This is a genomic window from Pseudomonas sp. H1_G08, from assembly GCF_054681355.1.
Map to the genome: position 1 here is coordinate 293720 of NZ_CP162822.1, position 19810 is coordinate 313529.

The following is a 19810-nucleotide window of genomic DNA, read 5'->3' on the forward strand; positions in this document are numbered from 1 at the left end:
ACAGTTTCAGGTCAGCCTTGGCATCGGCGGGCAATCAGCTGATCGATCGACAATTTGCCCGGCCCGGTCGCCATCAGGTACAGCAACACCGCCGCCCAGGTGCCGTGGGTCGGGTAGGCATCCGGGTAGACAAACAGTTGAATGGTCAGGGTCATGCCGAGCAATGCCAGCGCGGAAAACCGCGTCGCTAGGCCGAGCAGGATCAGCAGCGGAAACACATGCTCGGCAAACGCCGCCAGATGCGCGGCAATTTCCGGCGACAACAGCGGCAGGTTGTACTCGCTCTGAAACAACGGAATCGTCGAATCGGCCAAACGTGGCCAGCCCAGTTCAAAAGTGCCGTCAATCAAATCGACGGCCAGTCCTTCGACCTTGGTTTGCCCGGATTTCCAGAACACCGCAGCGATGGAAAAACGCGCGATGAAGGCAATCAGGCTGTGCGGGATTTTTTCCAACAGCGCGATGACGCGCAGGATAAAGGCGTTCATGGCAACTCCTTGTAATTCAGACGGGTAATCGCGTTATGCGCAATCAGTAAGGCGAGGGTTTGGGCGAGATCGAACGGCGGGCTGTTTTCTGCCGCCGCGAGCAGTGGCGAGTCCTGGAGCAGATGACCAATGAACACGCTCGCACCCGCCTCAAGAGCAAACACCTCAACGTCGAGACCGTTGCGCAGCACCAGGGCATGCTGGCCTTGATGGAGGCCAATGCCCGCCAGACTTGGCTCCTGCTGATGCGCGGCCCAGATCGCCACCACCGCGAAAGCAGAGTCGAGCAGGTGCAGCGAGGGATGCAGTTCGAAACACAGTTCACTCAGCGACTGCGGATCGGCCAGCGCGGCACTGACTTGTTCAGGCCGGATCGGCTGCGCATCGGCGGCGTGGTAGGCAACAGTACGCAAGTGCTCCAGTCGCGCGACGTCTGCGACATAAGGCACGCCGGCAATGGGTTCGAATTGTGCGATGAAGTCGGCGAAGTCCTCGCCATAGCGGCTCATCAACGGACTGTGAGGCGGCTGACTCTGGACGAAAATCGCCGCCATGGCGCGGAAGAATTCCTCGCCGACCAATTGCAGCACCACCGGATAACTGTCGGCCAGGGCATTGATCAGCGAGCTTTGCACGTTGTTGCGATAGACCGCGAAACGCCGCGACGGATCAGCGCCATTGCGGCTGCACAGGCCCTTGGGATACGGCAGTTGCGCATTGAGCAAAGCGGCGGCGAAGTCCGCCTGCGTGCTCATGCCGCACGCTCCGCGCGACGCAACAGCGTCTCGGCTTGCTGCGCTTCGGCGAGCAATGCGTTGAAAGTCGGGACGTGATTATCGCGTTCGATGAGTGTCGCCACCGGGCCGATACGTTGCAGCACTTGCCGGTACAGATCCCAGACGGCCGGATCAATCGGCGCGCCGTGATCGTCGATCAGCAAGCGGTCGCCGAGGTTGTCGCAATCTTCAGCGAAGCCGGCCAGATGAATCTCGCCGGCTGCGTGCAGCGGTAACGCATCAAGGTAGGCCGACGGATCGCGCTGATGATTGATGCACGACACGTAGACATTGTTGACGTCGAGCAACAAGCCGCAGCCGCTGCGGCGGATTACTTCGGCGATGAACTCGGCCTCGTCGATCGTCGAGTGCTCAAATCCCAGATAGGTCGCCGGGTTCTCCAGCAGCATCGGTCGTTTCAGAGTGTTCTGCACCTGGTCGATGTGCGCACAGACGCGGTTCAGCGTCGGCGTGTCGTAAGCCAGTGGCAGCAGGTCATTGAGGAACACCGGGCCGTGGCTCGACCATGCCAGATGTTCGGAAAAGGCTTGCGGTTGATAGCGCTCGATCAGCTCGGCGAGGCGTTTGAGGTGCTGGCTGTCCAGCGGGCCTTCGCCACCGATCGACAGTCCCACGCCATGCAGTGACAGCGGGTACTGTTCGCGAATCAGACCGAGAAAATGATGAAACGGGCCGCCGGCCACCATGTAGTTTTCGGCGTGGACCTCGAAGAAACCGAGGTCCGGTACGGAGCCGAGCACATCAAGGAAGTGCCCGGTCTTGAGCCCCAGCCCGGCGCGGGCAGGGAGCTCGGTGCGAGCTGCCTGAGTGCGCGGCAGGGACGGTTCGTGATGACTGAACATGGGCGTCACTCAGGCAGGCCGTGGATCAGGACTTGGCTTTGAAGGCTTCGAGCTGACCGAAACCGGTCGGCGAGGTTTTGCTCTCGGTGGTGGCGCAGGTGCCCTTCGGAACGAGCTTCCAGGCGTTGGCCTGATAGTCCATTTTCGCCGTGCCGGCGCAGGTGGTGCCGGCACCTGCGGCGCAATCGTTCTTGCCTTTGAGGGCTACGCCGAAGCATTTTTCCATGTTGGCATCAGCGGCCTGAGCGGTGGAGACAGTGGCGATGCTCAGAGCGGAACCGAGAGCCAGAACCAGAGCGGTGGCGGACAGGGTACGGGTAGTCGCAGTCATGATGTTTCTCCAGGTTTATCAGGGTTTCTGCAAGTGCTGTTGCGCTTGCTTGTCCCTCTAGAGAACGGGTGGGGGGATGCGTTACAGGTGGGGCGAGAAATTTATAAAAAATTTCGGATTCAGCAGTATCCCTGTGGGAGCGAGCAGGCTCGCTCCCACAGAGGATCGGTGTTTTTCGTTTGGGCATAAAAAAACGGCCCGAAAGCCGTTTTTCTGTGCAGCGATAACACTCAACCGCCGAGGTACGCCTCGCGCACTTTCGGGTCGGTCAGCAGCGCTTCACCGGTGCCTTGCATGACCACGCGGCCGTTCTCCAGAACGTAGGCGCGGTCGGCGATTTTCAGCGCCTGGTTGGCGTTCTGCTCGACCAGGAACACCGTCACACCGTCCTTGCGCAGCTGTTCGATGATGTCGAAGATCTGCTGGATGATGATCGGCGCCAGACCCAGCGACGGCTCGTCGAGCAGCAGCAGCTTGGGCTTGCTCATCAGTGCACGGCCGATGGCGAGCATCTGCTGTTCGCCGCCGGACATGGTGCCGCCGCGCTGGTTGAAACGCTCTTTCAGGCGTGGGAAAAGTCCGAGGACCTTGTCCATCTGTTCCTGATAGTCGCCCTTGTCGGTGAAAAATCCGCCCATCGACAGGTTTTCTTCCACGGTCAGACGGGCAAACACTCGACGACCTTCCGGGACCACGGCGATGCTCTTGCGCATGATCTGCGACGAGTCCTGGCCGACCAGTTCCTCACCCATGTAGCGGATGCTGCCGCTGTGCGCCTGCGGCGAACCGCAGAGTGTCATCAGCAGCGTGGATTTGCCGGCACCGTTGGCGCCGATCAGTGTCACGATCTCGCCCTGACGGACTTCGACGTTGACGCTGTGCAGGGCCTGAATCTTGCCGTAGAAGGTGGAAACGTTTTCGAACTGCAGCATTTACGCTTCCCCCAGGTAGGCTTTGATCACTTCAGGATTGTCGCGGATCTGTTCCGGCGTACCGTCGGCCAGCGGCGTGCCCTGATTGATCACGACGATGTGGTCGGAAATGCTCATGACCAGTTTCATGTCGTGTTCAATCAGCAGCACGGTAACGTTGTGCTCTTCGCGCAACACACCGATCAGCGCCTTGAGGTCTTCGGTTTCCTTCGGGTTCAGGCCGGCGGCCGGTTCGTCGAGCATGAGAATCCGCGGACGGGTCATCATGCAGCGGGCGATTTCCAGACGCCGTTGCTGGCCGTAGGCGAGGGTGCCGGCGGTGCGGTTGGCGAACTCTTTGAGGTTGACCTTTTCCAGCCAGTATTCGGCAAATTCCATCGCCTCGCGCTCGCTTTTGCGGAACGCCGGGGTCTTGAACAGGCCGGACAGGAAGTTGGTGTTCAAGTGACGGTGCTGGGCGATCAACAGGTTCTCGACCGCGGTCATGTCCTTGAACAAACGCACGTTCTGGAAGGTACGCACCACGCCTTTGAGGGCGATCTTGTGGCCCGGCAGGCCCTGGATCGGCTCGCCGTCGAGCAGGATGCTGCCGCCGGTAGGCTGATAGAAACCGGTCAGGCAGTTGAACACGGTGGTCTTGCCGGCGCCGTTCGGGCCGATCAGGGCAACCACCTGCTTTTCCTTGACGGTCAGCGCCACGCCGTTGACCGCCAGCAAACCGCCGAAGCGCATGCTCAGATTTTCGACTTTAAGGATCTCGCGGCTCATTTGCGCAACTCCATGTGTGGGCGTTGCATCGGCAGCAGACCTTGTGGACGCCAGATCATCATCAGCACCATCAGCGCACCGAACATCAACATGCGGTACTCGCTGAACTCACGCATCATTTCCGGCAACAGGATCATCACGATCGCCGCCAGAATCACGCCCAGTTGCGAGCCCATGCCACCCAACACGACGATGGCGAGGATGATCGCCGACTCGATGAAGGTGAACGACTCGGGCGTCACCAGCCCCTGACGTGCAGCGAAGAAGCTGCCGGCGAAACCGGCGAACGCAGCACCCAGGGTGAAGGCGGAGAGCTTGATCACGGTCGGGTTCAGGCCCAACGCGCGGCAGGCGATTTCGTCTTCACGCAGCGCTTCCCACGCACGGCCGATCGGCATGCGCAGCAGACGGTTGATCACGAACAGCGCGGCCAGTGCGAGCAACAGCGCAACCAGGTAAAGGAAGATCACCTTGTTGATCGAGTTGTATTGCAGGCCGAAATACTCGTGGAACGTCTGCAGGCCTTCGGCGGCTTTGCGCTCGAAGGTCAGGCCGAAGAACGTCGGTTTTTCGATGTTGCTGATGCCGTTCGGGCCACCGGTGATGTCGGTCAGGTTACGCAGGAACAGACGGATGATTTCGCCGAAACCCAAGGTCACGATCGCCAGATAGTCGCCGCGCAGACGCAACACCGGGAAGCCCAGCAGGAAGCCGAACGTCGCCGCCATCAGGCCGGCAATCGGCAGGCAGATCCAGAAGCTCAAGCCGTAGTAATGCGACAGCAGCGCGTAGCTGTAGGCGCCGACGGCGTAGAAACCGACGTAGCCCAGGTCAAGCAGACCGGCCAGACCGACGACGATGTTCAGGCCCAGGCCGAGCATCACGTAGATCAGGATCAGCGTTGCGATATCCACCGCGCCACGGGAGCCGAAGAACGGCCAGACCAGGGCGATCAGAATCAGCGCAATGATGAAATAGCGCTGGGTGGTTGGCAGGGTCAGGAAGTTGCTGGCCTTGGCCGGGATCAGCGGCATGCCCGGCGAGGAGCGCCAGGCCTTGCTGATCTGCTGGTTGAACAGCACGCGCAAGAACATCAGCACCGAGCAGATCGCGATGGTCGCAAGTACCGCAGGGCTGGTGTTGTGCACTTCCAGATTGATGCCGACGATGGTCAGTTTCAGACCCAGTACCGGGTAGGCCACCGCCCACACCAGCAAGGCACTGAACAGTGCCTGTTTAAGATTCCTAGTCATACTTTCTCAACCTCCGGACGGCCCAGAATGCCGGTCGGACGGAACAACAGCACCAGAACCAGCAGGCCGAACGCAACGACGTCCTTGTACTGGTCGCCGAAGATATCGGCACCGAACGCTTCCGCTACACCGAGCACCAAGCCGCCGAGCATTGCCCCGGGGATGCTGCCGATGCCGCCCAGTACCGCAGCGGTGAAGGCCTTGAGGCCGACGAGGAAACCGGCGTTGGGGTTGATCACGCCGTATTGCATGCTCAGCAGCACCGCGGCAACGGCGGCCAGCGCAGCACCGATGACGAAGGTCAGGGCGATGATGTTGTTGGTGTTGATGCCGAGCAGGTTGGCCATCTTGATGTCCTCGGCACAGGCGCGGCAGGCGCGGCCCAGGCGGGAACGGGAGATGAACAGGGTCAGGCCGAGCATGGCGATCAGGGTCACCACGAACACCACGATCTGCATGTAGGAAATCAGCACTTCTTGTGCGCCACCCGGACCGAAGGCGAAGTTGCCCGGGATCAGGTTGGGGATAGCTTTGTCCTTGGAGTCTTGCGCCAGCAGAACGGTGTTCTGCAGGAAGATCGACATACCGATGGCAGAAATCAGCGGGATCAGACGGTTGCTGCCGCGCAGGGGGCGGTAGGCGATCCGTTCGATGCTGTAACCGTAGGAACTGGTGACGACGATGCTGGCGATGAACGCCGCAGTCATCAACAGCGGGACACTGTCGAGTCCCATCATGGTCAGCCCGGCGATGGCGATGAAGGCCACGTAGGAACCGATCATGTACACCTCGCCGTGGGCGAAGTTGATCATTCCAATGATGCCGTAGACCATCGTGTAGCCGATGGCGATCAGGGCATACATGCTGCCAACGTTGAGGCCGTTAACCAGCTGTTGGAAGAAGTGATAGAGGTCAGGCATTACAGCGCTCCTAAAAACCTGTACGCATTTCACTGGTGGAGTCATTTTCCCGCCCGGCCCCGTGGATCTCTATCCACTTCGAATCCGGGTTTTGCCAGCGAACCGCTGATGACGGTTTTGAGATTTTCAGGTGGGCAGACTGGCGGATCACGCCAGCGCGGCCCATACATTCGCAAAACAAAGCCCACGGCACGCCGTGGGCTTTATTGGCAGTCAGTCGGGCAAGGCCTTACTGAGGCGAAACTTCAGTTTTAGGTTTGCCGTTGTGCCACTCGTACACGACAAATTTGAAGTCCTTCAGGTCGCCCTTGTCGTCGAAGCTCAGGTCGCCGGTCGGGGTCTTGAACGAACCGGCGTGGATGGCTTCAGCCACTTTGGTCGCGTCTTCGGACTTGGCCGCCTTGATGCCTTCGGCAATCACGGTCACTGCCGAGTAGGACGGGAACACGAACGGACCGCTCGGATCTTCCTTCTTGGCCTTGAACGCGTCAGCCAGGGCAACGTTGGCCGGATCCTGGTCGAAGGATTTCGGCAGGGTCACCAGCAGGCCTTCGGACGCATCCTTGGCGATCTGGGTGATCGAGTCGTTACCCACGCCTTCCGGACCCATGAAGCGGGCTTTCAGGCCTTTTTCCTGAGCTTGGCGCAGGATCAGACCCAACTCCGGGTGGTAGCCGCCGTAGTAGACGAAGTCGACGCCGGCTTGCTTGAGCTTGGCGATGATGGCGGAGAAGTCCTTGTCGCCAGCGTTGACGCCTTCGAAGACGGCAACCTTGGTGCCTTTCTTCTCGAGGGTCGATTTGACGGCGGTGGCGATGCCTTCACCGTACTGCTGTTTGTCGTGCAGCACGCCAACCACTTTCGGTTTCACGTGATCGGCGATGTAGTTGCCGGCGGCAGGGCCTTGAGCGCTGTCGAGACCGATGGTGCGGAAGATCATTTTGTAGCCACGGGCGGTGATGTCCGGGCTGGTGGCAGCCGGGGTGATCATGATCACGCCTTCGTCTTCGTAGATGTCCGAAGCTGGCTGGGTGGAGCTGGAGCACAAGTGACCGACCACGAACTTGACGCCGTCGTTGACGACCTTGTTCGCTACCGCTACCGCTTGTTTCGGATCGCAGGCATCGTCGTATTCAACGGCTTCGAGTTTCTTGCCGTCGACGCCGCCCTTGGCGTTGATCTGCTCGATGGCCATTTTCGCGCCACTGAACTGCATGTCGCCGTACTGGGCTACTGGACCGGTTTTAGGGCCGGCGATACCGATTTTGATGGTGTCAGCTGCGAACGAATGGCTGGCAACCCCGGCCAGAACCATAGCGGCAAACAGTTTGGAAATCTGCTTAGTAGCCTTAGTCATAGTGCTCCACTCTTACTGTTGTATTTTTTAGAGTTCTGGCGCCGTAGCAGCAGAACCGGGTCAGATATCTTTGCGATACCCTCCGGAAAATGCCCCGGCAACTGTACCGGTACAGTGTAGAGCGCCGCTTGATCAACTGGGAAGCGGGCGCCACGGGGCAAAACTTGGGGGTGTCGCATTTTTGAATGAAAGAGACAGAATTGCGGCGGGGCAATCGGGGGCATATATCCCAAAAGGCAGCATTCCCTGGCGTTCCTGCTCTTTTCGTTCGGTGCAGCGATTTGCAACCGGGTTTTTCTGCCGGACCACCGACGTTATCATTCGCGTCGATTTCTTTTCCGGACAGCTCCCATGAATCAAGAACCTAGCACCCTCTATGCCAAGCTGCTTGGTGAAACGGCATCTATTACCTGGAAAGAGCTGGAGCCGTTCTTCGCCAAGGGTGCCCTATTGTGGGTCGACCCTGACCTGGATTTGATCGCCGCCGCCGAGGCCGTGGCCTCGGATGAAGGCGAGAAAGTCGCGGCCTGGCTGGCCGACGACAAGGTCGCCAAGCTGTCTGAAACGCGGGCGCTGGATATTTTCGAACGTGATCCGCAGCTGTGGGCCGTGGTGGTTTCGCCGTGGATTCTGATCCAGGAAAGGGCGGCCGTTTAATTGCCTGCACCCTTTTGGCGCCTCGATTGCCGCGCCGCAAGTGTGTAGCGGAGTAGCGTGATGGCACCTTGCCGTGGAGAAATGCCACGCCTCACGGTGACGTAAACGTAACGGGAACAGTTTATGGAGCGGCCTGAGGGTCGCTTAATTGTTTCTGAATGTTCGCAGTGTTGGAGTTTGTCGGTGAAGTCGAGGGCGCCTTCGCGAGCAGGCTCGCTCCCACACTGGAATGCACTTTCCTGTGGGAGCGAGCCTGCTCGCGAATGGGGCGACTCGGTGCTGGATCAGACCGAGTAAGTCTTCCCGGTATGGTTATTCAGCGAAATGACCTTGGTCTTGCCAATCCGGTGGCGGTAGATCTCGCGCAGGTACTTGATCGACTTCTTCACGCAATCGCGTGACAGGCGAATGTCATTGATCGAGACGAACTTGTCCTTGTCGTTGATCAACTCACGGTATTTCTTTTCGTACATCGGTTTGATCGCGTACCAGTTGGTATCGAGGATCTTCGCCGGGTTTTCGAATTCGTTGAGCAGGTCGTCGATCCGCTCCTCGTCGAAGTCTTCCTGAATGATGAAGTCGAGAATCGAGTTGTCCAGCGTTTCGTCGAAACGGTACGGGTTCTTCGCGAAGCAGCGCTTGATGAATGCCACGATCAGTGTGAGGAAGTCGTCCGACAGGCACGGGCTCTTGGCGATCAGGGTGGTCAGCGACAGGTTGGCCGAAGCGCCGATCACCAGCGCGTAGCGCTTGAGCGTGGTGTTGGGGAACAGGCTGTTGAGGTGGGTCTTCAACCGGTTCAGATCCATGTACGACAGTTTGTAGTCTTTCGGCAGCGAGACGATCGAGACCACCGACGAGCAATTCTTGAAGAAGTGCAAATCGTGCAGCGCGGCGGCGTCGTAGCCGGAATTCTTGTACTGCTCAAGCGAAGCGCGATAACGCTTGGATTCGATCGGCAGCAGGCTGATGCCTTCGATGGCCTGAGTGACCTTGTTGAAGTGCGGCAGGTCGATCGAACGGAAGAACAGGTCGTCGATGTTCAGGCGCTGCGGCTCTTTATCGAAGACCTTGAACTTGTCGCTGCTCGGCGGCGGAGTTTCCGGGACTACCGATTCGGCGTAGGCAATCGCCACCGGGCCGGCCAGACTCATGAACAGGTCGTTGGCATCCAGGCGGATGGTTTCGCCGATGTCGATGCCGGCGCGGCGGAAGTAGTTCTGGTCGTAGTCGGTGGTGACTGCCTGCGCCGTCAGAATATTGAAGATCTGCTGCGAGATGTACTGGTTGGCATGCTTCTCCATGGCATTGACATCAATGTTCTGGATATTGCCGTCATCGCTTTCTTCGGCGTAACGCATGATGTCGTTGGAGATCAGCATCATCGCGTTCCACGGGCGGATACGCCCCATCACGCTGGCTTCGCTGCTGTCTTCGTTGGCGAAGTTGTAGGAGAAATCCCATTCCTCCGACAGGTATTTGCACAGCAGGCGCCCGGCGTTGATGTGCAGCGCTTCGGACATTTCGCTGCGGTGGTCGGAAATGTTCGGCAGCACGCAGATGCCGCTGGTGAAGATCGGCTCAAAGACAAACGAATGGCCGCTCTTGCCGTCATGCTCGTCCATCGGCTTGGTGTCGAAGGTCTTGTTCATGTACGAGTGCTGCTGCGCCAGACCGAACTCCGAGGCCATGCCCGAACCGGTACCGCCGCCGGCACTGAAGATCGAGAAATACAGTCGCGACTGGTTGGCCTTGATCCCGCAGCTGTCGATCAGGTACGAGTGGATCATTTTCCAGTCGGGGCTGGAGAAGCGCTGAGTGTCCTTGTTGAGGATGATCTTCGCCAGGTACTGGCCGAGGATCGGCGCGTTACCGGCGCCACCGGCGTGGACTTCGGACAAGTCCATGATCTTCATTTTGCTGTAGTCGCGCAGAAAGCCGCTTTTCTCGCCCTTGCGCGAGAAACGGATGCGCCCGGCGATGTCCTTGTCGAGGTCGCCAAGCATCACCAGCGGTTCGACCAGAAACACCGGTTTGGTCGATTTGCTGGTGCCGATGCGCAGGTTGTTCTTGATCCACTGCGCCGGGCTGTAGCCCTTGTCGGCCAGGCGTCGGTCGCTCGGGCGGTCTTCGTTGTTGAATTCGTTGAGGTAGAACTTGCGCGCGTTGTACACCAGCTCCGCCACGTCGAGGGCGATGTTGGAGCCGCAGCGACCGAGGCCGATCAGGCACACCGAGGGAAATTCCTGGTCGTTGTGCTGCTCGTTGTCGCCTTCCTGATGCGCCGGGCGCGGGAATACCGAATCGCGCAGGCCGTCGAGGTTATCGAGGATGCGGTCAGTGTTGGTTTCGGTGAAGTACAGGTATTGCTGGGTCGACAGCGGACGCGAAGGCGGCGTCGGTCTGGATAATGACGCGCTGTTCGCGGCGGGGCTCAGGGTCAGATCGGCTGTTGCACTGGCGGGGTTGTTTTTAGAGGTCATGGTGCGCCATTTACCTGGACTGGGTTGGCCCGCCGAACAGTGCCGGCGAACCTCACGGAATAAGATCTCGCGTCTTGTGTGCGCGAATACGGCCCGGGCGTCGTAGTGCTGGCTGGTCTGATCGCCGGGCGGAATCCTTTCCTGATCGTTGATGAATCGGCCATGATTCGGTGATCTTTAATCGAAAAGAGGCGAAATGATGTCAACGCTACCTTCGTTGGGGTTTGCCGGAATCGGCCTGATGGGCCTGCCCATGTGCCGGCGTCTGCTGGCGGCGGGTTACCCGTTGACGGTGTGGAACCGCAACCCGGACAAGTGCGCACCGCTGGTTGCGGCCGGCGCCCGCCAGGTATCGAGCCCTGCCGAACTGTGCGCACACGCCGACATCGTCATGCTGTGTCTGGCCGATACCGCCGTGGTGCGTGAAGTGGTGTTTGGCACTGGCGGTATCGCCGAAGGGGCAAAAAACGGCCAGCTATTGGTGGATTTCTCCAGTCTTGAACCGACCGCGACTCGCGAGATGGCCGCAGCGCTGGCCGAGAAAACCGCCATGGGCTGGCTCGATTCACCAGTGTCCGGCGGCGTGGTCGGCGCCGAGGCCGGCAGTCTGGCAATCATGGTCGGTGGTGCAGCGGCAGATCTTGAGCGCGTGCGCCCGGTGCTGCTCAGCCTTGGTCAGCGCGTCACGCACATGGGCGGCATTGGCGCCGGCCAGGTGACCAAGGCCTGCAACCAGATGATCGTCGCCTGCAATGCGCTGGTGATTGCCGAAGTGGTGGCGCTGGCCGAGCAGGCCGGGGTCGATGCCAGTCTGATCGCCGAGGCGCTGGCCGGTGGCTTTGCTGATTCGAAGCCGTTGCAGATCCTTGCCCCGCAAATGGCCGAAAGCCGTTTCGAACCGGTCAAGTGGCACGTGCGCACGCTGCTCAAGGATCTCGACACAGCAGTGAAATTTTCCCGCGAGCAGGGCTCGGCGACGCCAATCAGCGGATTGGCCGCACAATTGATGCGCCTGCATGGGGCGCAAGGCTTTTTAGCGAAGGATCCAGCGACGCTGGTGCAAATGTATCGCGCGCCAGACTCAACGGATTGACCCCGAGCACGGGTTCGCGCTGGTTGATTTCATCGAGCACCGCGCGCAATTCGTCCAGCGGCACCGGGCGGCTGAGCAGATAACCCTGAATGAAGTCGCAGCCCGAACGTTCGAGAAACTCATATTGCTCCAGGCTCTCGACGCCCTCGGTGACCACCTGCAGATGCAGGGTGTGGGCCATGACGATGATCGCCTGCACGATCTCCATGTCCGCCGTGGCGGTGGGAATGTCGAGGATGAACGAGCGGTCGATTTTCAGGGTGTTCAGCGGCAGGCGCTTGAGGTAGGCCAGCGACGAATAGCCGGTGCCGAAATCATCGATCGACAGCGACACACCGAGGGCGCGGATTTGCCGCAGCAGCACCAGAGTGTCGGCGATATTGCCCATCAAGGCGTTTTCGGTGACCTCCAGTTCCAGGCGTTCCGGGGCAACGCCCGCCGTGTGCAAGGCGTGCTCAATCTCCTCGGCCAGCTCTTCGCGCGCCAGATTCAGCGGCGAGCAGTTCCAGGCGATTTTCAATTCGGCACAACCATGCCGCGACAGCTCGCCAAGATCCTTGCAGGCGCGGCGCAGCACCCAATTGTCCAGTTCGGCGATCAAACCGTTGTTCTCGGCGATACCTATGAAGCGATCCGGTGTGAGCAAACCGTGAACCGGATGCTGCCAGCGAATCAGCGCCTCGAGCTTGGTCACGCGTCCGGTTTTCACTTCGAAGATCGGCTGGTAGTAGAGCATCAGCGCGTTGTCTTGCCGTAGCGCACTGCGCAGTTCTTCTTCCAGTTGCAGCTCGAAACTGGCGCGGGTCTTCAGGCTGGAATTGAAGAAGTGCAGACCGTTGCGCCCGGCGCCTTTGGATTGGTACAGGGCCAGGTCGGCGTGTTTGAGCAGCTCTTCGCAGGTAGTGCCGTCTTCGGGAAACAGGCTGATGCCGATGCTGGTGGTCATCACCATGCGCCGGCCGGCCAGTTCGATCGGCTCTTTCATCTTGTGCATGATGCGCTGCGCCATACCGCGCGCCTCTTCGCGGTCGCGCAGGCTGATGAGGATGCAAAACTCGTCGCCGCCGAACCGCGCGACCACGTCTTCGTGGCTGCGCACCGAGCTTTTGATGTGCTGGGCGATGACTTTGAGCAGCGCGTCACCGGCATCATGGCCGAGGCTATCGTTGATGCGCTTGAAGTGGTCGATGTCGAGAAACATCACCGCGAGCATGCCGCCCTCGCTGGCTTTCTGGTTGAGTTTTTCGGCGAACATCTGGTTGAAACCACGGCGGTTGATCAGATTGGTCAGCGCGTCGTAATTGGCCGCTTGCTGCAGGGACATGCGCGCCTGATCGAGTTGGCTGAGCAGGGCGTTGACCCGGCGCAGGTCGTTTTCCTTGTTCTGCAGTTTCTTGTCGGCGAGGGCGGCGCTGATCGCACTGCCGAGAATCAACAGGATGATCAGCGCCACGGTCAGGCCCAGCTGCAAATGCCCGGTTTCACTGCCGCTCGCTGCCAGGGCACCTTCGGGAAGCACCAGATCCAGCGCAGCCATGCCGGTGAAGTGCATGCTGATGATGCCGGCGCCGAGAATCAGCGCCGCGCTGTACTTGAGCAATTGATGCGCGACGCCGCTGCCTTCGCTGAGATAGCGCGCCACCCAGAGCGCGGTGAAGCTGGCGCCGATGGCAATCAGCACCGACAGCGCGAACAGCCCTGGCTGATAGTAGGCGGTGGCGCTCGACTTCATCGCGGCCATGCCGACGTAATGCATGCCAGCGATGCCCAAGCCGATGACAAACGCGGTCTTCAGGCAATGCAACGCGCTCGGCTGCACCTCACTGAGGGTGTGCATGGCCAGCCACGAGGCGAGCAGGGCGATCAGTAACGACAAGAGGGTGATGCCGAGGTCGTACTGAATATCGATGGGGGTCTGGAAGGCCAGCATGCCGATGAAGTGCATGGCCCAGATGCCGCCGGCCAGGCAGGTCGCGCCGATCCAGCGCCAGATTCGCCGCGACCCCGGATCTTCGGCATGTACCAGGCGCTCTGCCATGTCCAGGGTGGCGAAACTCGCCGCGCAGGCGACCAGGTAGGCCACCATCACCAACAAAGGGTTGTGGCTGCAATCGAGGAGAATCTGCCCGCTCGCCGGCAGCTCGGCAACAAACTGCAAACCAAGCCACTCCATAGCATGCCCCGTCTCGGATTCATCTGGCCCGTGCGTCAATCAACGCAGGCGAATGGATGGAGTATAGAGGCGGTTTTCACGCTGCAAGGCGTAGTGGCACATTGGTGGTAATGATTTTGCCATTAGCCTCATAGCGATTTGCGCTAAGGCTCAGGCAGTGCGCTCCAGCGGCAGATTATTCCAGTGTGGCGGCAAGGGGGGCAGGCCGTGGGCAGCGCGGGCCTTGTCGCAGTCCGGGTTGTGTTCGCCGTTCTCCCACGACGCCTCGAACTCGCGGCAGGTACTCGAGCGCTTGTCATAGATCGTGCAGGCCACGGCACTGCCGACCTCACCCGCCAGGGACATGCAACGCGCCGGTTTGCGATCGGTGCCGATCATTGCCACCCGGCTCGGGGTGATCTGCGCGACCAGTTCATCGGGCACCGTCCCGCCAGAGGATGAGCACTCACCCCAGAAAAAAGACACACGAAAATGGGAACAGCAGGCACCGCAATTCAGACACGGACTGGCTTCGGACATGGGCGGGGGTATCAAAGGGATTGATCGGAAGATCCGGACGGATCCGGCGGCCATTCTAGACTTTGCCATGCCGTTGGGAAGGGGGGCGCGAAACTATTTTTTTGTCGCCGGATTTTGCCGCGAAAGCCCCGTATGGCGGGGGATTCCAGAGTTATCAAGGGCTTACGTTTCGTTACAGTGCGATGGGTCGATATCAGGCTGACGAATGATGACAGACAGCCCCCGCGCGGCTGACTAGATTGCAGGTTCCGGGCTCGACGCGCTGGCAGTGAAGCCCTCATAACAATAAAGAGACGGACCCATGCAGAACTCGACCCAAGCGGCGAATGCCTGGCGCATTCTGTTCCTGCTGTTCCTCGCCAACCTGTTCAATTTCTTCGACCGCACCATCCCGGCGATCATCATCGAACCGATCCGCATGGAATGGCACCTCAGCGACTTTCAGCTGGGCATCATCGGCACCGCGTTCACCATCGTTTACGCCATTGCCGGCCTGCCACTCGGGCGCATGGCCGACACCGGTTCACGCAGCAAACTGATGGGCTGGGGCCTGGCCACCTGGAGTGCGCTGACTGCGGTCAACGGTATGGTCGGCAGTTTCTGGAGCTTTTTGATCGTGCGCATGGGCATCGGCATCGGCGAAGCCAGTTATGCACCAGCGGCCAACTCGCTGATCGGCGATCTGTTTCCGGCGCACCGTCGGGCGCGGGCGATGGGTATTTTCATGCTTGGCCTGCCGCTGGGGCTGCTGCTGGCGTTCTTCACCATCGGCGCGATGGTCAAGGCGTTCGACAGCTGGCGCGCGCCGTTCTTCATCGCCGCCGTGCCGGGGCTGATCCTCGCGGTGTTCATGTTCTTCATCAAAGAGCCGAAACGCGGCGCGGCTGAAACCGTGCAGGTTTCGCAGGAGAAAGTCGACAGGCCTATCCGCCGCGTTCTCGCTGTGCCGACCTTCCTGTGGTTGGTGATGGCCGGGCTGTGCTTCAACTTCGCGACCTATGCCTGCAACTCGTTTCTGGTGCCGATGCTGCAACGCTACTTTCTCATGCCGTTGCAGGAGGCGGCGGTGGCAACCGGGTTGATCGTTGGCGTGACGGGATTGGTCGGGCTGACCCTTGGCGGCTGGATCGCCGACAAGATCCACCAGCGCTTCGCCAGTGGGCGGCTGCTGTTTGCCGCGTTCAGTCTGATCATTTCGACGTTGTGCACAGCCTGGGCGCTGCATGCCGGGCGCATTGAGATCGGCGTGTTCGTCGCGGTGTTCAGCGTTGGCTGGCTGTTCGCTTACAACTTCTATACCTGCGTGTACACGGCGATTCAGGACGTCGTCGAACCGCGCCTGCGGGCCACGGCGATGGCGTTGTTCTTCGCCGGTCTGTATCTGCTCGGCGGCGGGTTGGGGCCGGTGGTCGTGGGTGGTCTGTCGGATCACTTCGCGCACACGGCGATGCTGGCGGCAGGGGCTGAGCAGATGACCGAAGCGTTCAAGGCTGTCGGCCTGCACGACGCGATGTACCTGATCCCGGTAGCGCTGTTCCTGACCATGGTCTTTCTGTTTCTGGCATCGCGGTGTTTTGTTCGCGATGCACAGCGGATGAAGGAGGGGTTGGTGGCGGTGGTTGAGCCTGAAATTTCTGCGGCGACTGCCTGACCGTTTTCGCGAGCAGGCTCGCTCCCACATGATCGTTCCCACGCAGAGCGTGGGAACGATCGGCCCGCATCACTGCGGGCCTCTTGGTTTTCAGTGGTGAAGCGGGGCGGTTAGCCCGCCACCAGCACCCGAATCGCTTCCAGGCGCAACGCCGCTTTGTCGAGCATCGCCAGACCTTGCTCACGCTGAGTGCGCAACGCCTCCAGTTCGCTGTCGCGCACGGTCGGGTTGACCGCTTGCAAGGCGGTCAGGCGCGCCAGTTCTTCGTCGGTGTCGGCGGCCAGACGGCGGCGCGCTTCGGCCACACGTTCGGCGTGACGCGGAGCGATCTTTTCTTCGCCGGCATTGATCCGTGGCGTCAGCTGATCGCGCTGGGCCTGGATGAACTTGTTGGCGCTGGCGCGGGGAACGCTTTCCAGCTGATCGTTGAGGGTTTCGAACGACACCCGTGGCGACAAGTCGTTGCCATTGGCATCGAGCAGGCAACGCAGCGCCGCCGGTGGCAGGTAGCGACCCAGTTGCAGCGAGCGCGGTGCGACCACTTCGCTGACGTAGAGCAATTCCAGCAACACGGTGCCCGGCTTCAGCGCCTTGTTCTTGATCAGCGCGACGGCGGTGTTGCCCATCGAACCGGACAGCACCAGATCCATGCCGCCCTGCACCATCGGGTGTTCCCAGGTGATGAACTGCATGTCTTCGCGCGACAGCGCCTGGTTGCGGTCGTAAGTGATGGTCACGCCTTCGTCGTCGCCCAGCGGGAAACTGGCGTCGAGCATCTTCTCGCTCGGCTTGAGGATCAGGGCGTTTTCCGAATGGTCTTCGCTGTCGATGCCGAACGCGTCGAACAGGGTTTCCATGTAGATCGGCAGGGCGAACTGATCGTCCTGCTCGAGAATCGCCTCGACCAGCGCTTCACCTTCGCCAGCGCCGCCGGAATTCAATTCCAGCAGACGGTCGCGACCGGTGTGCAGCTCGGCTTCGAGACGCTCACGCTCGGCGCGTGCTTCGTCGATCAGCGCTTGCCACTCGCCGTCATCGGCTTCTTCGAGCAGCGGCAGCAGGCGTGGGCCGAACTGATGCTGCAAGGCGTTGCCGGTCGGGCATGTGTTGAGGAAGGCGTTGAGCGCTTCGTGGTACCACTGGAACAGGCGCTCTTGCGGGCTGGTTTCCAGGTACGGCACGTGCAGTTCGATGATGTGTTTCTGGCCGATCCGGTCAAGACGACCGATACGCTGCTCGAGCAGGTCCGGGTGCGACGGCAGATCGAACAGCACCAGATGATGAGCGAACTGGAAGTTGCGACCCTCACTGCCGATTTCCGAGCAGATCAGCACTTGCGCGCCGAACTCTTCATCAGCGAAGTAGGCGGCGGCGCGGTCACGCTCGAGGATGTTCATGCCTTCGTGGAACACCGTGGCCGGGATGCCGGAACGCACGCGCAACGCGTCTTCCAGGTCCATCGCGGTTTCGGCGTGGGCGCAGATCACCAGCACCTTGGTGCGCTTGAGCATTTTCAGCTGATCGATCAGCCACTCGACGCGCGGATCGAATTTCCACCAGCGCTCTTCTTCGCTGGCGTCCGGCTGCGCCTGGAAGCTGACTTCCGGGTACAGCTCGGCGTGTTCGCCCAGCGGCAGTTCGAGGTATTCGTCCGGGCACGGCAACGGGTACGGATGCAGTTTGCGCTCCGGGAAACCCTGCACGGCCGCGCGGGTATTACGGAACAGCACGCGACCGGTGCCGTGGCGATCGAGCAGCTCACGGACGAGGCGGGCGCTGGCTTCAGTGTCGCCATCGTTGACGGCGGTGAGCAGGGCTTCGCCTTCGTTGCCGAGGAAACCGTGAATGGTCTTGTGCGCTTCGGCCGAGAGGCGGCCCTTGTCGAGCAGTTCCTGCACGGCTTCGGCGACCGGGCGATAGTTGTCGCTCTCGGCGCGGAACGCGGCCAGGTCGTGGAAACGATTCGGGTCAAGCAGGCGCAGACGGGCGAAGTGGCTGTCCTGACCGAGTTGTTCCGGGGTGGCGGTGAGCAGCAGCACGCCGGGAATCACTTCGGCCAGTTGCTCGACCAGCGAATATTCCGCGCTGGCCTTGTCTTCATGCCAGACCAGGTGGTGCGCTTCGTCGACCACCATCAGGTCCCAACCGGCGGCGAACAAGGCGTCCTGCGCCTTCTCGTCGTCGACCAGCCACTCCAGCGCGACCAGCGCCAGTTGTGTGTCTTCGAACGGGTTGGTGGCATCGCTTTCGATAAAGCGTTCTTCGTCGAACAGCGCGACCTGCAGATTGAAGCGGCGGCGCATCTCCACCAGCCACTGATGCTGGAGGTTTTCCGGGACAAGGATCAGCACGCGGTTGGCGCGGCCCGAAAGCAGTTGGCGATGGATGACCAGACCGGCTTCGATGGTTTTACCCAGACCCACTTCGTCCGCCAGCAATACGCGCGGGGCGATACGGTCGGCGACTTCGCGGGCGATGTGCAACTGGTGCGCGATCGGTTGCGCACGCACGCCACCCAGGCCCCACAGCGAGGACTGCAACTGGCGGCTGGTGTGTTCAAGAGTGTTGTAGCGCAGGGAGAACCACGGCAGCGGGTCGATCTGTCCGGCGAACAGGCGGTCGCTGGCCAGACGGAACTGAATGAAGTTCGACAGCTGGGTTTCCGGCAGCGTGACGACTTCGTTCTGCCCGTTGAGGCCGTGATAGACCATCAGCCCGTCGACGTCGTCGACCTGCTGCACGGTCATCTTCCAGCCTTCGAAATGGGTGATGGAGTCGCCCGGCGAGAACCGCACGCGGGTCAGGGGCGCATTCCGTAGCGCGTACTGGCGGGTTTCGCCAGTGGCCGGGTAAAGCACGGTCAGCAAGCGGCCGTCCTGTGCCAGAACGGTGCCTAAACCAAGCTCTGCTTCGCTGTCACTGATCCAGCGTTGCCCCGGTTGATACTGCTGCGCCATGCTGCCTGACTCCCACCTTGAAAAAGCGGGCTATCTTAACGGAATGAGGGCTTCAGGGCCAAAGATTACTGGCGTAGGAGCTGCCGAAGGCTGCGATCTTTTGATCTGTGGGAACACTTGGGTTTTGCGTTGTCCCATGAAAGATCGCAGCCTGCGGGTGCGAGGTGCATCACACAATTACGACAGGCGGCTCAAGGCGCCTGCACCCCAGCCGATAGCCTGCAGACAGGAGACCTTTATATGTTGCCACCGATGCTCCCCTTGAGCGCCGTGCCGATCACTTCCCAGCAGGATCCGATCCGCCAGCGGCCGGACATCCCGCCGGTGGTGCCGGTGCAGGAAAGCTCCAACGAAAGCACGATCGATCTGCAGAAGCGTGATCCGGAAGAGGATCGTCTGCTCGCGCGCGAAGAACAGCGCCGCCAACAGGAACGTGACCGTCGGCGCCGCGAGGCGGATGAGGATCCGGAAGAGCATCTGGCCGTGCCGGGCACTGAGCTGAACGCCGACAACACCGTGCCGGTGGTGCCGCTGATAGACGATCAGCCGCGTCAGGGCTTGTGGGTTGATATCGAGATTTGAGCAGCGA

At 60.6% G+C, this 19810-nt stretch carries 17 protein-coding genes; 4 read left to right on the forward strand and 13 right to left on the reverse strand.

Annotated elements, in window-relative coordinates:
* Nucleotides 1–11: 11 nt before the first annotated feature.
* From AB4N85_RS01370 to AB4N85_RS01410, 9 genes are all read right to left on the reverse strand, one after another.
* On the reverse strand, nt 12–488 hold the full coding sequence (locus tag AB4N85_RS01370) for a DoxX family protein (protein WP_095180554.1): 477 nt from the start codon (nt 486–488) through the stop codon (nt 12–14).
* On the reverse strand, nt 485–1243 hold the full coding sequence (locus AB4N85_RS01375; RefSeq protein WP_095180555.1) for an HvfC/BufC N-terminal domain-containing protein: 759 nt from the start codon (nt 1241–1243) through the stop codon (nt 485–487). Before AB4N85_RS01375 ends, AB4N85_RS01370 begins: the two co-directional genes overlap by 4 nt.
* Complete coding sequence (gene bufB / locus AB4N85_RS01380) at nt 1240–2127, reverse strand: MNIO family bufferin maturase (RefSeq protein ID WP_095180556.1); 888 nt, start codon at nt 2125–2127, stop codon at nt 1240–1242. Before bufB ends, AB4N85_RS01375 begins: the two co-directional genes overlap by 4 nt.
* Before the next feature lie 25 nt (nt 2128–2152).
* Nucleotides 2153–2458 carry a BufA1 family periplasmic bufferin-type metallophore gene (locus AB4N85_RS01385; protein ID WP_041478029.1) on the reverse strand — a complete coding sequence of 102 codons (306 nt, stop codon included), beginning with the start codon at nt 2456–2458 and terminating at the stop codon, nt 2153–2155.
* A gap of 230 nt (nt 2459–2688) precedes the next feature.
* A complete protein-coding gene (locus tag AB4N85_RS01390) occupies nt 2689–3390 on the reverse strand; it encodes an ABC transporter ATP-binding protein (RefSeq protein ID WP_003222380.1) in 702 nt (233 codons plus the stop codon).
* Entirely contained in the window at nt 3391–4158 is a 768-nt protein-coding gene (livG, locus tag AB4N85_RS01395; protein ID WP_016771357.1) for a high-affinity branched-chain amino acid ABC transporter ATP-binding protein LivG, read from the reverse strand.
* Nucleotides 4155–5411 carry a high-affinity branched-chain amino acid ABC transporter permease LivM gene (locus tag AB4N85_RS01400; RefSeq protein ID WP_016771356.1) on the reverse strand — a complete coding sequence of 419 codons (1257 nt, stop codon included), beginning with the start codon at nt 5409–5411 and terminating at the stop codon, nt 4155–4157. Before AB4N85_RS01400 ends, livG begins: the two co-directional genes overlap by 4 nt.
* Nucleotides 5408–6331 carry a high-affinity branched-chain amino acid ABC transporter permease LivH gene (livH, locus tag AB4N85_RS01405; protein ID WP_016771355.1) on the reverse strand — a complete coding sequence of 308 codons (924 nt, stop codon included), beginning with the start codon at nt 6329–6331 and terminating at the stop codon, nt 5408–5410. Before livH ends, AB4N85_RS01400 begins: the two co-directional genes overlap by 4 nt.
* Nucleotides 6332–6560: 229 nt before the next feature.
* A complete protein-coding gene (locus AB4N85_RS01410; RefSeq protein ID WP_016771354.1) occupies nt 6561–7688 on the reverse strand; it encodes a branched-chain amino acid ABC transporter substrate-binding protein in 1128 nt (375 codons plus the stop codon).
* Between the two features lie 351 nt (nt 7689–8039).
* Here AB4N85_RS01410 and AB4N85_RS01415 point away from each other — a divergent pair, with 351 nt between their 5' ends.
* On the forward strand, nt 8040–8345 hold the full coding sequence (locus AB4N85_RS01415) for a DUF2288 domain-containing protein (RefSeq protein WP_016771353.1): 306 nt from the start codon (nt 8040–8042) through the stop codon (nt 8343–8345).
* 284 nt (nt 8346–8629) lie between these two features.
* Here the strand turns inward: AB4N85_RS01415 and AB4N85_RS01420 are convergent, their stop codons facing one another.
* A complete protein-coding gene (locus AB4N85_RS01420) occupies nt 8630–10828 on the reverse strand; it encodes a hypothetical protein (protein WP_095180557.1) in 2199 nt (732 codons plus the stop codon).
* A gap of 196 nt (nt 10829–11024) precedes the next feature.
* On the opposite strand from AB4N85_RS01420, the gene AB4N85_RS01425 reads away from it, so the two are divergent.
* Nucleotides 11025–11921 (forward strand): NAD(P)-dependent oxidoreductase, encoded by an 897-nt coding sequence (locus tag AB4N85_RS01425; RefSeq protein WP_252868913.1) that lies wholly within the window; start codon nt 11025–11027, stop codon nt 11919–11921.
* Here the strand turns inward: AB4N85_RS01425 and AB4N85_RS01430 are convergent.
* Both AB4N85_RS01430 and AB4N85_RS01435 read right to left on the reverse strand, forming a co-directional pair.
* Nucleotides 11812–14094 carry a putative bifunctional diguanylate cyclase/phosphodiesterase gene (locus AB4N85_RS01430; RefSeq protein WP_252868914.1) on the reverse strand — a complete coding sequence of 761 codons (2283 nt, stop codon included), beginning with the start codon at nt 14092–14094 and terminating at the stop codon, nt 11812–11814. The two genes, AB4N85_RS01425 and AB4N85_RS01430, sit on opposite strands and share 110 nt — an antisense overlap.
* 150 nt (nt 14095–14244) lie before the next feature.
* Nucleotides 14245–14613, reverse strand: a complete 369-nt coding sequence (locus tag AB4N85_RS01435) for a YkgJ family cysteine cluster protein (protein WP_236168009.1) — start codon at nt 14611–14613, stop codon at nt 14245–14247.
* A gap of 301 nt (nt 14614–14914) precedes the next feature.
* Between AB4N85_RS01435 and AB4N85_RS01440 the strand changes: the two genes are divergently transcribed.
* Entirely contained in the window at nt 14915–16264 is a 1350-nt protein-coding gene (locus tag AB4N85_RS01440; protein ID WP_056783397.1) for a spinster family MFS transporter, read from the forward strand.
* A gap of 110 nt (nt 16265–16374) precedes the next feature.
* Here AB4N85_RS01440 and rapA read toward each other — a convergent pair whose 3' ends face one another.
* A complete protein-coding gene (rapA, locus tag AB4N85_RS01445) occupies nt 16375–19221 on the reverse strand; it encodes an RNA polymerase-associated protein RapA (protein WP_252868915.1) in 2847 nt (948 codons plus the stop codon).
* Nucleotides 19222–19461: 240 nt separating this feature from the next.
* On the opposite strand from rapA, the gene AB4N85_RS01450 reads away from it, so the two are divergent.
* On the forward strand, nt 19462–19803 hold the full coding sequence (locus AB4N85_RS01450; protein WP_024011931.1) for a hypothetical protein: 342 nt from the start codon (nt 19462–19464) through the stop codon (nt 19801–19803).
* Nucleotides 19804–19810: the final 7 nt, after the last annotated feature.